Here is a 19,870-nt window from a genome sequence, read left to right on the forward strand (position 1 = left end):
TTGGGATTATCGGCCATTCGCACAGCGTCGCCCCCCCGGTGATCACCCTTCATCGAAGGGTGTGTCAGAACGGCAGGCGGTACTTCAGCATCCCCAGGAACTGCGACACCAGGCGGCGCTTCAGACCGGTGTACGGTGGGTAGAACAGCATCTTGGCGGCATTGATCGACCCGCCCTTGAGCACGCCGCGCTCGTGCGAGAAGGTCTTGAAACCGAACTCGCCGTGGGCATTGCCGATGCCAGAGTTGTTGACCCCGCCGAACGGCAGATTGCCTTGCGCGTAATGCAGCACCACCTGGTTGATGGCCACGCCACCCGAACTGGTCTGCGCCAGGATGCGGCGCGTGCGCACCTTGTCCTGGCTGAACACATACAGCGCCAGCGGCTTGGGGCCCTCGTTGATCTGGCGCACCACTTCGTCCACATTGCGGAAGGTCAGCACCGGCAGCACCGGCCCGAAAATCTCTTCCGTCATGATGGCCGCATCGCGCGGCACCTGGTCGAGCAGGGTCGGCGCGATGTAGCAGCCCGCCACATCCACCTCACCGCCGGTCAAGGCCTTGGCGCCCTTGGACAAGGCATCTTGCAGCAGGTTGGCAATGCGCTGGGTGTGGCGCTGGTTGATCACGCCCGTCAGGTCGCGGTTGACGCGTTGCGCCTCAGGCGTGGCGCCGTAGCGATCGGCCAGCACCTTGCGGCACTCGGCCACAAAGCGCTCCTTGACGGTCTCATGCACGAACACGTGGTCCGGGGCCACACAGATCTGACCGCAGTTGGTCAGCTTGCCCCACAGCATCACCTCGGCCGCCTGGCGCAGGTTGGCCGTCTCGTCCACGATCACGGGCGACTTGCCCCCCAGCTCCAGCGTGACGCTGGTGAGGTGCTTGGCCGCCGCGGTCATCACCACCTTGCCTACGGCCGGCGAGCCCGTGAAGAAGATGTGGTCGAACGGCAGTTCCAGCAAGGCCGTGGACGTGGGCAGGCTGCCCTCGAACAGCGCCACCTCATTGCTGGAGAAGGTGTCGGCAATCACCTGGGCCATCACGGTGCTGACCGAAGGGGTCATCTCCGAGGGCTTGAGGATGACGGTGTTGCCCGCCGCCAGCGCCGAGACAAGCGGGCCAAAGCACAGGTTGAGCGGGAAGTTCCACGGCGCGATGACCAGGCAGCGGCCACGCGGCTGATACTCGATCCAGCTTTCGGTGAACAGCGTGCCGATGGTGGGACGCACCCGCTTGGGCTGGGCCCATTTTCTCAGCGAGCCGATGGTGTGGCGGATCTCTTCGAGCACCGGCATGAACTCGGTGCCGTCCACCTCGATAGCGGGCTTGCGGTAGTCCTTTTCGAACGCGGCATAGAAATCGGCGCGACGGGCCAGCATGGCCTCGCGCAGCTTCTTGAGGCGCGCGATGCGCTCGGCAATCGTGGACTCGCGCCAGGCCAGCGAGGTGGCCAGTTGCGAGTCGAAGACCCGACGGATGTCAGCGGGATCGGACTCCCCGGTCTGGGGATCGACAAGGTGCATCGCGGGTCGGGTCATGGGAACTCCAGATTCAACAAATGAGATCGGCCGGTGTCAGGGGCGGAGAACCGCCCCCGGGAATCAGGCTTTCTTGGCCTTGGCAGGGGTCGCCTTTTGGGAGGGCACCTTCTTGGCGGGCACCTTGGTCGCGGTCGCCTTCTTGGCCACCACGGCTTGGCTGGTCGCCGCCTTTTTCGCCACGGTCTTCTTCGCCACAGCGGGCTTCACTGCCGGCTGGGCCACGCTCCGCGTCGCGGCTTTCTTGGCCGGCGCCTTGGGTGCCGCGGCCGGCTTTGCGGACGTCTTCACCACCGGCAGGGTCGCTGCGGCCTTGCTGGCCACAGGCTTGGCCGCGCTGCTCTTCTTGGCCGCCGGCACGCGCACGCCTTCGGCGCTCAGGCCGGCGCGAATCAGGCGCTCGGTCAGGGCATTCAGGTCACCGCCCTCCTGCTCGGCCAGAGCACGCAGGCGCTGCACCAACTCGTCCTTGAGCTTGCAGGCAAACGGCACCAGCCCGGCCGCCTGGTCCAGGCGACGTTGTTCACGGCGATCAGGCACCGCCGTCGACACCACCCCGAAGCGGGCAGGCACCGGCGCCTTCTGCACGCCCTCGCGGAGCTTGATGGCTTTGCTTTTTTCGATGTCGGTTTTCTTCATGCTCATGGCGAGGCGGTCCCCTCAAGGGACAAAATAGAGGTCAGGCACGCGGATCGCACCGTATCTGAAAACAGCGTGATCCACAATCCCGAGATTGTGCACGGTGAAACCCCTCTTGTGCCCCGTGCTTGCCTCCCCAACAACCCTGAATCGCCCCCACCATGTCCCTGCAACAGATCACCTTCCCCCTGCGCGGCGAATTCATCACCCTGGACCGCCTGCTCAAGGCCTGCGGCCTGGCCGAAAGTGGCGGACGCGCCAAGACCATGGTGGCCGAAGGCATGGTGCAGGTCGATGGCCGCGACGAGCTGCGCAAGACCGCCAAGATCCGCGGTGGCCAGGTCGTGAGCCTGCATGGCGCCCGCATCAAGGTGCTGCCCGATCCTGACCTCGCCCAGACCACCCCTGGCAACGGGGATTGACCCGAGTTCGAATGCCGCCACTTGCGGCACGATGGTGGATTCCCACAAGGAGAAAACGATGCCGAACATCTACGCGCAAGATCTGCCCAAAAACGACGCCAACTTCGCAGCCCTCACCCCCCTGCTGTACCTGGAGCGCTCGGCGCTGATCTATCCCGACCGCGTGGCCGTCGTCCACGGCGCGCTGCGCCAGACCTGGTCACAGACCTATGCGCGCTGCCGCCAGCTCGCCAGCGCCTTGCAGCAGCACGGCATCGGCAAGGGCGACACGGTGGCCGTCATGCTGCCCAACACCCCCCCGATGGTGGAAGCGCACTTCGGCATCCCCATGTCGGGCGCGGTGCTCAACACGCTCAACACCCGTCTGGATGCCGAAGCGCTGGCCTTCATGCTCGACCACGGCGAGGCCAAGGCCGTCATCGTCGACCCCGAATTTGCCGCCGTCATGAGCCGCGCGCTGGCGATGCGCCAGTCCACCCACCCGGTGCTGGTGATCGACACCGAAGACGCGCTGTACGCCGGCACGGTGCAACGCATCGGCAGCCAGACCTATGACGACTTCGTGGCCACGGGCGATGCCCAGTTCGCCTGGCAGTTGCCCGACGACGAGTGGGACGCCATCAGCCTGAACTACACCTCGGGCACCACCGGCAACCCCAAGGGCGTGGTCTACCACCACCGCGGCGCGGCCCTCAATGCCATCTCCAACATCCTGGAGTGGGACATGCCCAAGCACGCCGTCTACCTGTGGACGCTACCCATGTTCCACTGCAACGGCTGGTGCTTCCCCTGGACAGTGGCGGCCCGCGCGGGCGTCAACGTCTGCCTGCGCCGCGTCGACCCCAAAGCCATCTTCGATGCCATCCGGGCCCACAAGGTCACCCACCACTGCGCCGCGCCCATCGTGCTGTCAGCCATGATCGCCGCGCCGGACGCGCTCAAGCAGGGCATCACCCACCAGGTCAAGAGCATGGTGGCCGGTGCCGCGCCGCCCGCCGCCATGATCGAAGGCATGGAGCAACTGGGCTTTGACCTGACCCACGTCTATGGCCTGACCGAGATCTACGGCCCCGCCGCGGTGTGCGTCAAGCACGAAGCCTGGGACGCGCTGGACGTGGGCGAGCGCGCACGCCTGAACGCGCGCCAGGGCGTGAACTACCACCTGCAGCGCAATGTGAGCGTGATGGACACGATGACCATGCAGCCCGTGCCCTTTGATGGCGAGACCATGGGCGAGATCATGTTCCGCGGCAACATCACGATGAAGGGCTACCTCAAGAACCCCAAGGCCACGCAAGAGGCCTTTGCCGGCGGCTGGTTCCACACAGGCGACCTGGCCGTGATGTACCCCGACGGCTACGTCAAGATCAAGGACCGCAGCAAGGACATCATCATCTCGGGCGGCGAGAACATTTCGTCCATCGAGGTCGAAGACGTGCTCTACCGCCACCCCGCCGTGATGGCCGCCGCCGTGGTCGCCAAGCCCGACCCGAAGTGGGGTGAAACGCCCTGCGCCTTCATCGAGCTGAAAGCCGGCGCCCAGGTCACGGCCGAAGACATCGTGGCGCACTGCAAGGCCCACCTGGCCGGCTTCAAGGTGCCCAAGGCCGTGGTGTTCGGCGAGCTGCCGAAAACCTCCACCGGCAAGATCCAGAAGTACGAGTTGCGCAAGGTGGCCGGCTCGTCCGACGCCATTGATGTGTGAGGCCCCGTCCGTGAACATCCCTTCCTTCAAAGATCAGGTCAGCCCGGAAGAATGGCAGCTGCGTGTAGACCTGGCCGCCGCCTACCGGCTGGTGGACCTGTACGGCTGGAGCGATCTGGTCTTCACCCACATCTCGGCGCGCGTCCCCGGGCCCGAGCACCATTTCCTGATCAATCCCTACGGCCTGATGTTCGACGAGATCACCGCCTCCAGCCTGGTCAAGGTCGATGGGCAGTGCAACAAGATCGGTGACTCGCCCTTCCCCGTCAACCCGGCCGGCTTCAACATCCACAGCGCCGTGCACGAGGTGCGCGAGGACGTGGGCTGCGTGATGCACACGCACACGGTGGCTGGCGTGGCCGTGTCAACGCAACGCGATGGCATCTTGCCCATTTCGCAGCAAAGCACCTTTGTGCTGGGCTCGCTGGCGTACCACGACTACGAGGGCGTGGCCTTCCGCGAAGACGAGAAGCCGCGTCTGCAGGCCGACCTGGGCGACAAGCGCTTCCTGATGCTGCGCAACCACGGCCTGCTGGTGGCCTCGCGCACCATCGCCGACGCCTTCCTGAACATGTACCTGTTCGAGAGCACCTGCCGCATCCAGCTGGCGGCGCAGTCGGGGGGCGCCGCGCTCACCGAGGTCGACCCTGGCATCATGGCGGGCGTGTCGCGCGCCAGCAAGGTGCAGACAGGCGGTCAGGGTGGCAACTTCGTGTGGCCGGCCCTGATCCGCAAACTCGATCGGGTGGACCCCAGCTACAAGACATGAAACAGATCTGGATTGTGAGCGGCCTCGTGGTCGCGGCCCTGGGCGCCAGCGCCCTCATCGTGGGCGGGCGGGCGCTGTTCGGCGACGAACCCGCTCCCGCCACCGCCACGCAGGAGCTGCCTTGGCAAGTGACCGCCCTGCCCGGTGGCGGCAGCCGGGTGCTGGGCTTGAGCGTGAGCCCGACCCGGGGCGCGCCAGCCCCAGGCAGCAGCACGCTGGGTGACGTGCTGCAACGCTGGGGCGACAAGGTGCAGATTGCCATCGTGGCCTCACCCAATGAATCGGGCAATCTGGAGGCCTATGTCGATCCGATGCAAGCCGGCTTCATCAGCGGCAAGGCCATCATCACGGCCCACCTGTCGCCTGAGGTGATCCAGGGCATGCGCGAGCGCGCCGCCAAAACCGAATACATGGGCGGCACCACGCGCAAGGCCACGCTGTCCAGCGCGGACCTGGCCGAGGCGCTCAAAGCCCCGGTCACCGCCGTGAGCTTCATCCCGGCAGCCAATCTGGACGAAGAGATCATCCTCACCCGCTTTGGCCAGCCGGCCCAGCGGGTGCGCAGCAACGGCCACCTGGAACACTTCCTCTACCCTGACAAGGGCCTGGACCTGGCCCTGGACAGCGAAGGCAAGGAGTTGCTGCAGTACGTGGCGCCCGCCGACTTTGAGCGCCTGCGTCAGCCCTTGCTGAACGCGGCCAGCGCCTCGGCGCCCGCCTCCGCCCCCTGAGGGGCGCGTCGCGAGATCACTTCGCCTTGTAACGGGCCTTGATCTCGTTGAGCTCGCGATCCTTGGCCTCCCACAGGCCCTGGATCCAGGTCTGCACCGTGGCGCGGCTGGGCGCCTGGCCCCGCTCGTCCACCAGCACCTCACGCGGGATCTTCACTTCCTTGACGTTCACCACCACCTCGTCCACCCGACCCATCAACAGGTCGGTGAAGGTGGGGACACCGTGCGGGTAGACGATGGTGATGTCGAGCATGCAGTCGAACATCTCACCCATGGTTTCCAGGGCCATGCCCACGCCGCCGCTCTTGGGCTTGAGCAGATTCTGATAGGGCGAGCGTTGCTGGTCGTGCTTGGCCTGGGTGAAGCGCGTGCCTTCCATGAAGCTGATCACCGAGGTCGGGATGACGCGGAACTTCTCGCAGGCCTTGCGCGCGGTTTCCAAGTCCTTTTGCGCGCTGCCACCGCCCTTGCGCTTCATGAACGGGAAGTCGAGCGCCCACCAGCACAGACCGATCACCGGCACCCAGATCAGCTCCTGCTTGATGAAGAACTTCAGCAGCGGGATGCGGCGGTTGAACACGTACTGCAGCACCAGGATGTCCACCCAGCTCTGGTGGTTGCTGCTGACCAGATACCAGCCCTGGCGACGATGCCCCTCGTGGCCCGACAGCTGCCAACGGGTGTGGCCCACCATGTCCATCCACCACTGGTTGACCCCGATCCAGTTCTCGGCAATGCCGTTGATCGCGGCGTCAGCCACGCGGCGCGCCGACTTGAACGGCAACACCAGCTTGAGCAGGGCAAACGGCATCATCAAGGTGAAGCCCACCAAGGTGCTGCAAGCCAGTGCCAGCGAGGCCACCGTGGCCTTGATGATTCGAACGATCTGAGACATGGGGGTTCCACAGACGCGCAGCGTCTTCCGAAAAAAGCAACAAGCATGAATTATGTGCACAGATGTGCATCAACTCACCGCCCAGTTGCAGGTTCGCGAGCCGAGCACCGTGCCATGGTCCGCATTCCCCTGGCATGATCGCTGGATTGACACACGCTTGTGGCAAGGTGTGCAACCGCCCTGACTTGCTGCCTTTCTCTGATCTTCCGCATGAGCACCACCCCCAAACCCGTCCTGGACGCCGACATGCTGCGGCGCCTGCAAGATGACGCCATCGACAGCTACGACGAAGAGCTGGAGATGGAGGTCGATGACCGCCTGCTGGAAGGCACCATCGGCATGTCCCCCGAGGCGCGCGACCTGCGCCGCCTGTACTTCCGCGAGCTGTTCCGCCTGCAAGGCGAGCTGGTCAAGCTGCAGGACTGGGTGGTGGCCACCGGCCAGCGCGTCGTCGTCATCTTCGAGGGCCGCGATGCGGCTGGCAAGGGCGGCACCATCAAGCGCATCACCCAACGGCTGAACCCACGGGTGTGCCGCGTGGCCGCCCTGCCCGCCCCCAACAACCGCGAAAAGACGCAGTGGTACTTTCAGCGCTATGTGGCGCACCTGCCAGCGGCCGGTGAAATCGTCCTGTTCGACCGCAGCTGGTACAACCGCGCCGGGGTCGAGGCCGTCATGGGCTTTTGCTCCGACGATGAACTGGAAGAGTTCTTCCGCTCGGTGCCCGAGTTCGAGAAAATGCTGGTGCGCAGCGGCATCCGCATCATCAAATACTGGTTCTCGGTGTCCGACGACGAGCAGGAAGCGCGCTTCCTGGGCCGCATCCACGACCCGCTCAAGCAGTGGAAGCTCAGCCCCATGGACCTGGAAAGCCGCCGCCGCTGGGAGGACTACACCCGCGCCAAGGAAGTGATGCTCGAGCGCACCCACATCCCCGAGGCGCCGTGGTGGGTGGTGCAGGCGGTGGACAAGAAGCGTTCGCGCCTGAACTGCATTGACCACCTGCTCACGCAATTCGACTACCACGAGGTCGAACATGAGTCGGTGGAATTGCCGCCGCGTGAGCGCCGCGAGGACTACATCCGCCAGCCCGTGCCGACGAGCATGTACGTGCCCGAGCGCTACTGAGCTGACTCACCGCTGATGCCGTGGTGATGGCCCTGCCTCAGCGCAGGTGTGCCCGCTCGCGCTACCCTTGAGGGTTTGATCCCTGGCGGAGACCTTGTTGTGCTGAGCTGGTTTGAAAATCTGGTCGACCCCTACCCGGCGGCCCCCCCCAAAGCGCCGCCCAAGGGCTTCTGGGCCTTCCTGTGGGCCGGCACACAGGGCATGCGGCGCTACCTGCTGGGGATGACGCTGCTGACCGCCTCCATCGGCGCGTTCGAAGCCCTGCTGTTCAGCATGCTGGGCAGCATCGTGGACTGGCTCAGCGCGGTCGCACCCCACCAACTGTGGACCACCTCGCGCGAGAAGTTGCTGCTGCTGGCCGGCGTGCTGCTGCTCAGCCCCCTGGCGGTGCTGGTGCAGACCATGCTCAAGCACCAGGCCCTGGCAGGCAATTTCCCCATGCGGCTGCGCTGGAATTTCCACCGCCTCATGCTGGGCCAGAGCATGAACTTCTACCAGGACGAGTTTGCCGGCCGCATTGCCACCAAGGTCATGCAGACGGCACTGGCGGTGCGCGACACCTGCTTCATCGTCGGCGACATCCTGGTCTTCACCACCATCTACTTCGTCACCATGACGGCCGTGGTCGGCAGCTTCAATGCCTGGCTGCTGCTGCCCTTCCTGGGCTGGATCGTGCTGTACGGGAGCGCGGTGTACTTTTTTGTCCCCCGACTCAGCCGCATGGCCAAGTCCCAGGCCGATGCGCGCTCGCTGATGACGGGGCGCATCACTGATGCGTACACCAACATCGCCACGGTCAAGCTGTTTTCACACACGCACCGCGAGGCCGGCTACGCCCGCTCGGCCATGCAGGAGTTCATGAAGACCGTGCACGGCCAGATGCGCCTGGTCAGCGGCTTCGAGGTGGTCAACCACACGCTGAGCATGTTGCTGATCCTGTCGACCGCTGGCGTGGCCTTGTGGCTGTGGACGCAAGGTCTGGTCGGCATCGGTGCCGTCGCCGCCGCCACCGCCATGGCGCTGCGCCTGAACGGCATCTCGCACTGGATGATGTGGGAGGTGGCGGCGCTGTTCGAGCACATCGGCACGGTGCAAGACGGCATCAACACCCTGTCGCGCCCGCACAAGGTGGTGGACGTGCCCGAGGCTGCGCCACTGCAGGTGCCGCACGGCGAGATCCGCTTCGAGGACGTGAGCTTCAGTTACGGCGGCGAGCGCCCGGTGATCGAACACCTGAACCTGCACATCCGAGCCGGCGAAAAAATCGGCCTGGTCGGGCGCTCAGGCGCGGGCAAATCCACCATCGTCAACCTGCTGCTGCGTTTTCACGATGTGGAGAGCGGCCAGATCCGGGTCGATGGCCAGGACATCGCCCGCGTGACGCAGGACAGCCTGCGCGCGCAGATCGGCATGGTCACGCAGGACACCTCGCTGCTGCACCGCTCGGTGCGCGACAACATCCTCTACGGCCGCCCCGATGCCGGCGACCCCGAGATGGTCGACGCCGCACGCCGGGCCGAGGCCGACGACTTCATTCAGGTGCTGAGCGACCCCAAGGGACGCACGGGCTACGACGCGCACGTCGGGGAACGCGGCGTGAAGCTGTCGGGCGGGCAGCGTCAGCGCATTGCGATTGCCCGCGTGATGCTCAAGGACGCGCCCATCTTGCTGCTGGACGAGGCCACCAGCGCGCTCGACTCCGAGGTCGAGGCCGCCATCCAAGCCAGCCTCTACCGCCTGATGGAGGGCAAGACCGTGGTGGCGATTGCCCACCGCCTGTCCACCATCGCCGCGATGGACCGCCTGATCGTGCTGGACCAGGGACGCATCGTCGAGCAGGGCACCCACGCCGAACTGCTGGCTCAGGGCGGGCTCTATGCGCGCCTGTGGGCGCACCAGAGTGGCGGCTTCCTGGGCGAGGAAGACACCGGTGAGGTGGTGCCCTCGGTGCCCTGAGCGGACGCCGAGAACCAGCGATGACGGCAGCGCGCTGCCGTTACGCTCAGCGCGCGGGGCGTCGCACCGGCAAGGCCACCCCCTCGGCCTTGGCCACCGTGGCCAGCGCCTCTTCCATCAGGGCCCGCGCATGACCGGCCACCCGGTACAGGTAGGCGTGCAGCGTGACGTCGGCGGGTTGGCGGCTTTCGCAGTCGGCGCTGTAGGCTTCGAACTGGCCCAGCATGGTCACCAGCTCGGACAGGTGCTGCGGGCACTCACAGGCCACGCGGGGCATGGACTGGGCCAGGCTGACCAGCCCCGGGGCGTCAAAGCGCGGTGGGGGCGCGGGATCCGGCAGGGTGAGCAAGGCCTCGGACACGCTCTGCCAGCCGCGCACGGTGTCGACCAGGGCCTGGCTCAGCTCATCGGGGGCCAGCGGCGAGCGCCTCAGGATCACACCGCGCGCCCGCAAGGCTTCGAGCACCTGGCTGTTGGCAAAACCGTAGATGACACACATCTGGCGCGCATTGACCAGCTTGGTCAGACGCACGAGCCAGTCGACCGTTTCCATGTGCAGCGCGCCCAATTCGGCCACCACCATGTCGGCCTGCAGGTGCTTGACGCGCAATTCAGACTGTGGGCTGGCATCGAGGCTGCCGACCACATCCAGCTCGGGCACGGCTTCCAGCGTGGTGCGCCAGTGCGTGCCGGCATCCGGCCCCACCAGCAGCACGCGCAGGCGGCTCAATGCCTCTGGCACGCGAGCTGGACGACTGGCCACCGGCGCGGCGGAGCGATGCAACAGGCCTTCGGCCAGCTCGGCTTCATGGAGCAGGTCCTGCAGTTGTGGTGTCTGCATGCGCGCCAGCATGCCAATGCCATGGCCCTTGTTCACCAGTTGTTTGATCAGGACCAAGCGCCGCACATCTTGACTTGAGTAAAGTCTATGACCAGAAGCAGCTTGTGCAGGGCCCACAACCTGATATCGTCTCTCCCAGACCCGGAGGGTGGCGACCGGGATGTTGACCATGCGTGCCGCGGCGCTGCTGCGGTATCGTGGGGTGCTGGCGTCTGCCAGCGAGGCATCTTGTTCAGTCATGCATCACCTTCAAGGTTTGTTGACCTCAAATTGAAAACGGATGGCTCATTCTGAGACCGGCACAATCAAGATGACCGGGAAGAAAACGAGTCAAACCAAGGTCAAACCCTTTTCTTTCATCCCCACTGGAGAAAACACATGAGCACACGTCGCCAATTCATGATGACCCTCGTTCCGGCTGCAGCGGCCCTGACCGCCGTGACCGGTGCGCGCGCCCAGGCCGCCAAGATCGATGAAAAGGATCCGGCGGCTGTGGCCCTGGCCTACAAGCACGACGCCACCAAGGTGGACGCCAAGGCCAACCCGACCTACAAGGCCGGCAGCAACTGCGCGAACTGCCAGTTCTACCAAGGCAAGGATGCCTGGGGGGCCTGCCCGATGGTCGGCGGCAAGCTGGTCAACGGCAAGGGCTGGTGCAAGGTCTGGGCGAAGAAGGCCTGATCGGCCTCACGCCACACTGACCGCACTGCCGACAGCACGCGGTCAGACACAAAAAAAGCCCGCTGCGTGCGGGCTTTTTGTTGGGCGGCGGTGGTCAGCGCCAAAGCGGGACCACCCCGGTGGTCATGTCATCAGCCGTTGAGCGGCGTGATGCCGGCAATCGCCCACTCGCCACTGTTGTCCAGCGGCCTGACCAGGTGCCACAGTTCGTCAAACGGCTGGGCGCCAGCGTTGACCTCTTCGCGGATCAGACCGTGGAAGCGCACGGACGCGACCCACTGGCCGTTTTCTTGGGCGGTGTCCACCAGTTCGGCGTCCAGTTGCATCACGTCGGTCTGGTTGGCGGCGCTGCCGCGCTCCTGCAGGTCCAGACGCAAGGACGCGAACAGCTCGGGCGTGGTGAACTTGCGCAGGTCGTCCACATTGCCGGCGTCGTTCGCCACCTGCAAGCGGATGAAGATCATCTTGGCGATGCGCTGGAAGCCTTCGGCGTCAAAGCCGGCAGGCACATTGCTCAGGTTGCCACCGACGGCGGCCCCTGCGGCACCGGCACCCACGGCTAAGGGGGCGGCATCGAAGGCCTGACGCTGCATCGGCTGCGCGAAAGCATCACGGTTGTCGGCCTGGTTGAACTGCTGACCCAAAGGCGCACCAGCACCTGCCAGTTGCGGGCCACGGGCCTGCTGGGCACCACCCTTGAAGCGGCGCATCAGGAAAGTGATCAAGGCCACGGCGGCCACGGCCAGCAGCGCCATCATCAGGAAGTTGCCGAAGGCTTCACCCATGCCCAAGTGGCTCATCAGGGCGGCAATGCCCAAGCCAGCGGCCAGGCCGGCAATCGGGCCCATCCACGAGCGCTTGGCCGGTTGGGCCGCAGCCCCTGCGGCAGCGGGCGCAGCGGCGTTGGAGGGCGCGGCGCTCTTGTTCATCTGGTTGGGCGATGCATCCGGCGTGGCATTGGGCTGCTTGGCCGGCATCTGGCGCTGCATGCCGGACGCACGTCCGCCACCCAGTCGCTTGGCTTCGGCGTCCATCGGAATGGCCACCATGCCCACGCCAGCCATCGTCACAGCCAGTGCCATCAAGATGTTCTTCAATTTCATTGCGAGGTCGGTCCTTGCCCCTTCAGGGCCATTGATCGGTTGATTGCCAGCGCATTGTGCGCAAGATCGAGGCCTGATATTCAGCCAATCCGGACAGGTGGGGGCAACTTTACATAAATCAACATGCGCCATCTGGGAATGCCTGGTTTACGCCCCCGCGTTCCGCAGACCCCGAATTGGGGGTGTCGCGTTACTTTACAGACTTTCTCACGCAAGCACGCCCAGCTCGAGACGGTCAAAATAAACACATATAAATCAACACATTAGAGGAATCGTCAGGCTAGGCATGTTTACTGCTCAAGGAGCCGCGAGGGGTGCAAGTTCACCGATCTAAATCGTTACCTCGCTTCATCTTTACGCAAAGGAGTTTTCATGAATAAAGCCTTGTTGAGCGTCGCCTTGGCCGCTTCCAGCATCTTCGCCACCTCGGTGGCAACAGCTGCCCCGGTCATCTACAACCTGTCGCTGCCAAACATCTCCACCTTCGACAACGTCATCACCGGCACGGGCGCCACAGTGACGACCGCACAAGTTGTCCAGGGACAGTCCACTTACAACTACATCGACAAAGACGGTAACGCCGCCACCGTCACCGTGACACGGCCAGGCAGCACCACCCCGTGGGGCGCCACCTCGTCCGGTTACAGCGATGGTGGTCAATCTCTGTCGGGCGCCGTGTGGGACATCGACCCCAACACCAGCGCCGGTGAACCCATTCCTGGCTACAACTCTGGCTTGAAGTTCACTTTCAGCTCACCGGTGAATGCTTTCGGCTTCGAGATCGGTGACTGGGCCACCTGCTGCACCTCGGTCCCGCGCTCGGCCGCCATTCAGTCCACCTATGGCGTGCCCGCCCTGGGCTCCGGCCTGTGGATCGCCTTCGACGGTGGTGCTGCGACCCTGCCGGCCAACGCGCAATCGGAGGATGACAACCCTGGATTCGCTCAATTTGGCTCGTATACCAACTTCATCGGCGCCATTGATTCGTCCGGCTTCTTCAGCAGCGTGACCTTCTTTGGCGACGGCTTCGGTGAAATTCTGGTTGCGGGCGGCACCCTGCGCTTCGCCTCGGTTCCCGAGGGTTCTGTGGGCACCGTTTCCGAGCCTGCCACACTGGCACTGATCGGTCTGAGTCTGGTCGGCTTGGCCGCCACACGTCGCAAAGCTGCATAAGTCTTCCAGCATGACGTCGAGTTGGGCGACGGGTTCACTCGGTCGCCCAACTTCATCTTTCACTTTCTTCAGGCCATTCAATCGTCCGAAGGTCACCACCTTGACGGCCGTCGCTCGAAGCCGAACGTCAGCGGAAAAATTTACGTCCGTCAACATGCGCCATCTGGGGATAATCCGCCCCATGAGCACACCCCAGACCGACGCCCCTTCTTTCAGCAGCCTGCCGCTGAGCCCCGCCATGCAGGCCACCCTGCAGAGCCTGGGTTACCTGAGCATGACCCCCATCCAGGCCAGCAGCCTGCCCCTGACCCTGGCCGGGCACGATCTGATCGCCCAGGCCAAGACAGGCAGCGGCAAGACCGCCGCCTTCGCCATCCCCCTGCTGCACAAGCTGGACGTGCGCAACCCGGCCGTGCAGGCCATGGTGCTGTGCCCCACGCGTGAGCTGGCCGACCAGGTCTGCCAGGAAATCCGCCGGCTGGCGCGCTCGGAGGCCAACATCAAGGTGCTGACCCTGTGCGGCGGCAGCACCATGCGCCCGCAGATCGAAAGCCTGGCCTATGGCGCCCACATCGTGGTCGGCACACCCGGCCGCATCATGGACCACCTCGAGCGCGGCACGCTCGACCTGCGCCACCTCAACACCCTGGTCCTCGACGAAGCTGACCGCATGCTGGACATGGGCTTTCACGACAGCATCGTCTACGTGGCCCGCCAGTGCCCCAAGGACCGCCAGACGATGCTGTTCTCGGCCACCTATCCCGACACCATCGCCAAGCTGAGCGCCCAGTTCCTGCGCCAGCCCAAGGAGGTGAAGGTGGCGGCCACGCACGAGGCCAGCAAGATCCGCCAGCGCTGGTACCAGGTCGACCGCGAAACCCGCCTGGACGCCGTGACCAAGCTGCTGCTGCACTACCGCCCGGCCAGCACCATCACGTTTTGCAACACCAAGCAGCAATGCCGTGACTTGGTCGATGTGCTGACGGCGCACGGCATCGAGGCCATCGCCCTGCATGGCGATCTGGAGCAGCGCGACCGTGATCAGGTACTGATCCAGTTTGCCAACCGCAGCGCCTCGGTGCTGGTGGCCACCGACGTGGCCGCGCGCGGCCTGGACATCGCCAACCTGGAAGCCGTGATCAACGTGGACGTGACGCCCGACCCCGAGGTGCACATCCACCGCATCGGCCGCACCGGCCGGGGCGACGCCGAGGGCTGGGCCCTGAACCTGGCCAGCATGAGCGAGATGGGCCGCGTGGGCAACATCGAGCTGCTGCAAAAGCGCGAGTCCGAGTGGCACAAGCTGGAAGAGCTGACGCCGGCCAGCGATGCGCCCCTGCTGCCGCCCATGGTCACCATCCAGCTGCTGGGTGGGCGCAAGGAAAAGCTGCGCCCGGGCGACCTGCTGGGCGCGCTGACGGGTGAATGCGGCTTCGTGGGCAGCCAGATCGGCAAGATCAATGTCACTGACTTCCACACCTATGTGGCCGTGGACCGCGACATCGCCAACAAGGTCGTGGACCAACTCAACCGCGTGCCGGTCAAGGGCAAGAAGACCAAGGCGCGTCTGCTGAAAGACGTGCTCACACAGGCACGATAAATGCCGAAAAACATCAATGAGAGAAGATGAATCGCACCTGATGTAGGGTCTGTTCAGACCGACCCCCCGGGCAGGTCTTTCAAGCAACACATTCAGGGGGACCTCATGAACCTCCACATCAAGCAGACGACGGGCAAAGGGGCTTGTGTCACGGCAGTTGTGTTGTGCATGCAGACGGCCACCGCACAACAAATACTGTCCAGCTCCTTTGATTCCGGTGCCATCAGCATTCCTGCTGACCTCTGTTCTTGGAACGTTTCCGGCCCCACCGTGTCCGGCTCGCTCGTACCAGGCTGGGTGGACAACTCTTGTTGGAAGGAGGTAAACGGCGCGGCGATTGCCTATGCAATGGATTCGTCCACCCGGTATGCGGGCACAGCCAGCTTGTCCATCAAGAGCATCAACGTCACCCCCCAATTGACCGCCCCCTTCACCATGAAGAGCGGCAAAGCGTATTCAGCCACGGTCTACCTTCGAGCGCGTCAGCCACAAGAGGTGATGGTGCAACTACGCCTGAACGACCCGCCCTACACGACCTACGGAGTTGCCTCCCAAACCATCGGCACCTCCTGGAAACCCGTCACCGTCACCGCTGATACGCCGCTGACGGACTCGAATGTGGCCGCAGGCCTGTTCGTCCTTCCTAAGGAGCCCGGCACCATCTGGCTGGACAACGCAAGCATCACGGAGTCAGATTCCACGAATGCCATCGCCCGCACGGGCCACAGCGTGACCAGGAGCTTCTTTGGCACCCACACCCATCGGGACCTGCGCTGGCCTGACCTGAGCGACACGCTCGGTGCCGATCGCACCTGGGATGGCAAAGGTATTCAGATGCGAGACATCTTTCCGACCTCAGACCTGAGCAAAGCCAATTGGACGATGTTTGAAGCCCGCATTGCCAGAGCGCAACAAAACGGAGCCGATCTGATCATGACCCTGGGCGGCAACATCCCCACTTGGGCCTCGGCCGATGCGGCAGGCCAATACACCGGATGCAGCCCGTACGGTCCGGGCAGCGGCGCACCTCCCATCAGCCGCACGGTCTGGAAGAACATGGTTTCTGCAGTCGTCAAGAAAGCCAACGGCCGCATCAAGCACTGGGAGATCTGGAATGAGCCTTATGGGTGCGCCCTGTTCAACCTGCGTCGTCCGACGGACTACACCAAGTACCTGGTGGACCTGAGCCAAGACGCCTATAGCATCATCAAGACCAACAACAAGAGCCTGACAGTGCTTTCGCCGACGCTCTACACCTACAAACTGGATTTCGTTGACGAGTTCCTGGGGCTGGGCGGCGGCAAATATGCCGATGTCATTGCCATTCATGCCTACGACGAATACATCGACCAACACTTGGTGGGCACCGGCGGTAACGGCGCGCCCAATGGGCCTGAAATGCTCTTCATCAAAGAGCATGGGGTGCTCAACCTGAAGCACATCCTGGCGCGTCACAACCTGTCCGCCAAGCCCATCTGGAACACCGAATCGGGCTATCTCGCATCTTCCACCCCAGAGGACCAACCCGATGACGCCAAAGGCGCCCCATACGTGGCTCGCCACCTGCTGTTGAGTTCCATCGCTGGCGTTGACCGCAGCTACTACTACAGCTGGGATCTGCGAGGCAACGCGGTGACGCTGGCCCGCGAACTCGATGGCGAGGGCAGCAACAACTACACCAAAACCGCTGCGGGCGTGGCCTACGAGACGATGGCCAAGTGGCTGACAGGCACCACGATCAAAGCTGTGAGCACCCCAGCCGCTGACGGCCAACCTTGGGTCGTTACCCTACAGCGCGTCGCCACCGGCACGACCGAGCTGATCGTCTGGAATCCGGCGGGGGAGGACATCGCCTACACAGTGCCAGCCGGCGTGGCGTTCAGCGCCACACTCCTGGGTGACAAGACTGGTGTCGCTGCCGAAACAAGCATCACCATCAACGGCTGGCCTCAGCTGCTGACCAGCGATTGACCAGCGGGCCTGACTGGTTCGGTTCAGACAGCCAGATCCACACGGCGCATTGCCCTTTCTCAGAATGTGGCTTCTCTCAAAGCCTGACAAGCGACAATAGCGGGTTGCCCGCCTGCCCCCTTTCGCGCCTGCCCATGTCCGATCTGACCGTCGCGTCTCCTGCTGCTCCCGCCATGCCGAGCGCCAAGCCCATCGACAGCTACAAGCCGTTCTGGGCCAAGCGTTTCGGTCCGGCCAAGTTTCTGCCCACCAGCCGTGCCGAGATGGACGCGCTGGGCTGGGACAGCTGCGACGTCATCATCGTGACAGGCGACGCCTATGTAGACCACCCCAGCTTCGGCATGGCCGTGATCGGCCGCGTGCTGGAGAACCAGGGCTTTCGCGTGGGCATCATTTCGCAGCCCGACTGGTTGAGCGCCGAGCCCTTCAAGGTGCTGGGCAAGCCCAATCTGTTCTGGGGCGTGGCGGCCGGTAACATGGATTCGATGATCAACCGCTACACGGCCGATCGCAAAATCCGCAGTGACGATGCCTACACGCCCGGCGGCCAGGGCGGCGCGCGCCCCGACCGCTGCTCTGCCGTGTACGCCCAGCGCTGCCGTGAAGCTTTCAAGGACGTGCCCATCATCATGGGCGGCATCGAGGCCTCGCTGCGCCGCATCGCCCACTACGACTACTGGTCGGACAAGGTGCGCCGCGGCATCCTGATGGACGCCAAGGCCGACCTGCTGCTCTACGGTAACGCCGAGCGCGCCATCATTGAGGTGGCCCACCGCCTGGCCGCCCGCGAGCCGATCGAAAGCCTCACCAACGTGCGCGGCACCGCCTTCCTGCGCCGCCGCCACGACCCGACGGCCGAGGGCTGGTTCGAGCTGGACTCCACCGAAGTGGACCAGCCCGGCCGCATCGACCAGCACATCAATCCCTACCTGACCACCGGGCAGTTGGCCGCTGAAAAGGGCGAAACCTGCGCGATGGAGGAGGCCGGCGCCTTCGATCCGCTGCAGGGTTCGGGGAAGGTGCCCGCGCAAACGGGTGCGGTCCAAGCCGGTCAAGCAGCCCCCTCATCGGCCCAGGCCGACCTGCGCGGCAGCGCCAAGCCCATCCAGATCGTGCGCAACCCGGCACTGAGCAGCAAAGCCGCGGCCCTGCCCGAGCGCAGCGGCAAGATCGCCCTGCCCCCGCGCGAGCGCACCGTGATCCGCCTGCCCGCCTACGAGCAGGTCAAAGACGACCCGGTGCTCTACGCCCACGCCAATCGCGTGCTGCACCTCGAAACCAACCCCGGCAACGCCCGCGCGCTGGTGCAGCGCCATGGCGAAGGCCCCGGCGCCCGGGACGTCTGGATCAACCCGCCCCCCATCCCGCTGACCACGGCCGAGATGGACCTGGTGTTCGACCTGCCTTACGCCCGCGCGCCGCACCCGAAATACGGCGACGCCGTGATCCCGGCCTGGGACATGATCCGCTTCAGCGTGAACATCATGCGCGGCTGCTTCGGCGGCTGCACCTTCTGCTCCATCACCGAGCACGAGGGCCGCATCATCCAGAGTCGCTCCGAGGCCTCGGTGCTCAAAGAGATCGAAGACATCCGAGACAAGGTCAAGGGCTTCACCGGCGTCATCTCCGACCTGGGTGGCCCCACGGCCAATATGTACCGCCTGGGTTGTGCCTCCAAGGCCATCGAGGCGGCCTGCCGCAAGCCCTCGTGCGTCTACCCCGGCATCTGCTCGAACCTGCACACCGACCACGGCCCGCTGGTGCGCATGTACCGCCGTGCCCGCGCCATCCCCGGGGTCAAGAAGATCCTGATCGGCTCCGGGCTGCGCTATGACCTGGCCGTGCGTGCGCCCGAGTACGTTAAAGAGCTGGTAACCCACCACGTGGGCGGCTACCTGAAGATCGCGCCCGAGCACACCGAGTCCGGCCCATTGTCGAAGATGATGAAGCCCGGCATCGGCACGTATGACCGCTTCAAGCAGATGTTCGAGCAGTTCAGCGAAGAAGCCGGCAAGAAGCAGTACCTCATCCCCTACTTCATCGCGGCCCACCCGGGCACCACCGATGACGACATGATGAACCTGGCCGTCTGGCTCAAGCGCAACGGTTTCAAGGCCGACCAGGTGCAGACCTTCTACCCCAGCCCCATGGCCACGGCCACGGCGATGTACCACTCCGGTCTGAACCCGCTCAAGGGCATCAGCCGTCTGGACAACAAGGGCGAGAAGGTGGACATCGTCAAGGGCGAGAAGCGTCGCCGCCTGCACAAGGCCTTCCTGCGCTACCACGACCCCAACAACTGGCCGCTGCTGCGCGAGGCGCTGAAAGACATGGGCCGCGGCGACCTGATCGGCAACACGCCCAGCCATCTGATCCCCACCTACCAGCCGAGCACCGACGGAACGTACGAAAGTGCGCGCCGCAAAAACTCGACCAAGTCGGGCACCAAGACCTCGGTGGTGACCGTGGGGCGTGCAGCAGGCCAGGGGCGAGGCAGCCAGGCCCAAGCCCACGGCGCCGAGCGCGATCCGCGCAATCTGCCGCCCAGCTCAGGTCGCCCGGCCGGCAAAACGGCGCCCCGCCCCGGTCAGATCCTGACCCAACACACGGGACTGCCCCCGCGTCAGCAACAGGTCTCCAGCCGCGACGCCCGCCCTGCGGGCAAGCCGATGGCCCCGCGCGGCGGCAAGAAAGCCCGTTAAGACCAGCGGGGCCG

General features: G+C 64.7%; 16 protein-coding genes. 11 read left to right on the forward strand and 5 right to left on the reverse strand.

Annotated elements, in window-relative coordinates:
- Positions 1 to 64 precede the first annotated feature (64 nt).
- Both AC3WW4_RS15125 and AC3WW4_RS15130 read right to left on the reverse strand, forming a co-directional pair.
- Positions 65 to 1,540, reverse strand: a complete 1,476-nt coding sequence (locus AC3WW4_RS15125) for an aldehyde dehydrogenase family protein (protein WP_488829278.1) — start codon at positions 1,538 to 1,540, stop codon at positions 65 to 67.
- 63 nt (positions 1,541 to 1,603) lie between these two features.
- A complete protein-coding gene (locus AC3WW4_RS15130) occupies positions 1,604 to 2,185 on the reverse strand; it encodes a hypothetical protein (protein ID WP_488829279.1) in 582 nt (193 codons plus the stop codon).
- A gap of 155 nt (positions 2,186 to 2,340) precedes the next feature.
- Here AC3WW4_RS15130 and AC3WW4_RS15135 point away from each other — a divergent pair, with 155 nt between their 5' ends.
- Genes AC3WW4_RS15135 through AC3WW4_RS15150 form a run of 4 tightly spaced genes read left to right on the forward strand, consistent with a single transcriptional unit; the run spans position 2,341 to position 5,806 of the window.
- Entirely contained in the window at positions 2,341 to 2,601 is a 261-nt protein-coding gene (locus AC3WW4_RS15135) for an RNA-binding S4 domain-containing protein (protein WP_488829280.1), read from the forward strand.
- 58 nt (positions 2,602 to 2,659) lie between these two features.
- Positions 2,660 to 4,306, forward strand: coding sequence for an acyl-CoA synthetase (locus AC3WW4_RS15140; RefSeq protein ID WP_488829281.1), 1,647 nt, complete (start codon positions 2,660 to 2,662; stop codon positions 4,304 to 4,306).
- A complete protein-coding gene (locus AC3WW4_RS15145; protein ID WP_488829282.1) occupies positions 4,299 to 5,075 on the forward strand; it encodes a class II aldolase/adducin family protein in 777 nt (258 codons plus the stop codon). Before AC3WW4_RS15140 ends, AC3WW4_RS15145 begins: the two co-directional genes overlap by 8 nt.
- Positions 5,072 to 5,806, forward strand: a complete 735-nt coding sequence (locus AC3WW4_RS15150) for a hypothetical protein (RefSeq protein WP_488829283.1) — start codon at positions 5,072 to 5,074, stop codon at positions 5,804 to 5,806. Before AC3WW4_RS15145 ends, AC3WW4_RS15150 begins: the two co-directional genes overlap by 4 nt.
- Before the next feature lie 16 nt (positions 5,807 to 5,822).
- On the opposite strand, the gene yihG is transcribed toward AC3WW4_RS15150, so the two are convergent.
- On the reverse strand, positions 5,823 to 6,701 hold the full coding sequence (gene yihG / locus AC3WW4_RS15155; protein ID WP_488829284.1) for a 1-acylglycerol-3-phosphate O-acyltransferase, YihG family: 879 nt from the start codon (positions 6,699 to 6,701) through the stop codon (positions 5,823 to 5,825).
- Between the two features lie 210 nt (positions 6,702 to 6,911).
- Between yihG and ppk2 the strand changes: the two genes are divergently transcribed.
- Together ppk2 and AC3WW4_RS15165 are read left to right on the forward strand one after the other, a co-directional pair.
- A complete protein-coding gene (gene ppk2, locus AC3WW4_RS15160) occupies positions 6,912 to 7,829 on the forward strand; it encodes a polyphosphate kinase 2 (RefSeq protein WP_488829285.1) in 918 nt (305 codons plus the stop codon).
- Positions 7,830 to 7,928: 99 nt separating this feature from the next.
- Positions 7,929 to 9,785: an ABC transporter ATP-binding protein gene (locus AC3WW4_RS15165; RefSeq protein WP_488829286.1), complete on the forward strand. Its 1,857-nt coding sequence runs from the start codon at positions 7,929 to 7,931 to the stop codon at positions 9,783 to 9,785.
- A 46-nt stretch (positions 9,786 to 9,831) separates the two neighbouring features.
- On the opposite strand, the gene AC3WW4_RS15170 is transcribed toward AC3WW4_RS15165, so the two are convergent.
- Positions 9,832 to 10,866: a MerR family transcriptional regulator gene (locus AC3WW4_RS15170; RefSeq protein WP_488829287.1), complete on the reverse strand. Its 1,035-nt coding sequence runs from the start codon at positions 10,864 to 10,866 to the stop codon at positions 9,832 to 9,834.
- Positions 10,867 to 11,004: 138 nt separating this feature from the next.
- Here AC3WW4_RS15170 and AC3WW4_RS15175 point away from each other — a divergent pair, with 138 nt between their 5' ends.
- Positions 11,005 to 11,307, forward strand: a complete 303-nt coding sequence (locus AC3WW4_RS15175; RefSeq protein ID WP_488829288.1) for a high-potential iron-sulfur protein — start codon at positions 11,005 to 11,007, stop codon at positions 11,305 to 11,307.
- 131 nt (positions 11,308 to 11,438) lie between these two features.
- On the opposite strand, the gene AC3WW4_RS15180 is transcribed toward AC3WW4_RS15175, so the two are convergent.
- Complete coding sequence (locus tag AC3WW4_RS15180) at positions 11,439 to 12,410, reverse strand: Tim44 domain-containing protein (protein ID WP_488829289.1); 972 nt, start codon at positions 12,408 to 12,410, stop codon at positions 11,439 to 11,441.
- Between the two features lie 372 nt (positions 12,411 to 12,782).
- On the opposite strand from AC3WW4_RS15180, the gene AC3WW4_RS15185 reads away from it, so the two are divergent.
- The 4 genes from AC3WW4_RS15185 (at position 12,783) to AC3WW4_RS15200 (ending at position 19,856) form a co-directional block, all read left to right on the forward strand.
- A complete protein-coding gene (locus tag AC3WW4_RS15185; protein ID WP_488829290.1) occupies positions 12,783 to 13,583 on the forward strand; it encodes a PEP-CTERM sorting domain-containing protein in 801 nt (266 codons plus the stop codon).
- A gap of 181 nt (positions 13,584 to 13,764) precedes the next feature.
- Positions 13,765 to 15,183 (forward strand): ATP-dependent RNA helicase DbpA, encoded by a 1,419-nt coding sequence (dbpA, locus tag AC3WW4_RS15190; protein WP_488829291.1) that lies wholly within the window; start codon positions 13,765 to 13,767, stop codon positions 15,181 to 15,183.
- A gap of 168 nt (positions 15,184 to 15,351) precedes the next feature.
- Positions 15,352 to 17,154, forward strand: coding sequence for a hypothetical protein (locus AC3WW4_RS15195; RefSeq protein WP_488829292.1), 1,803 nt, complete (start codon positions 15,352 to 15,354; stop codon positions 17,152 to 17,154).
- A gap of 134 nt (positions 17,155 to 17,288) precedes the next feature.
- Positions 17,289 to 19,856, forward strand: coding sequence for a YgiQ family radical SAM protein (locus AC3WW4_RS15200; protein WP_488829293.1), 2,568 nt, complete (start codon positions 17,289 to 17,291; stop codon positions 19,854 to 19,856).
- Positions 19,857 to 19,870: the final 14 nt, after the last annotated feature.

Source organism: Aquabacterium sp. TM01 (assembly GCF_057808345.1).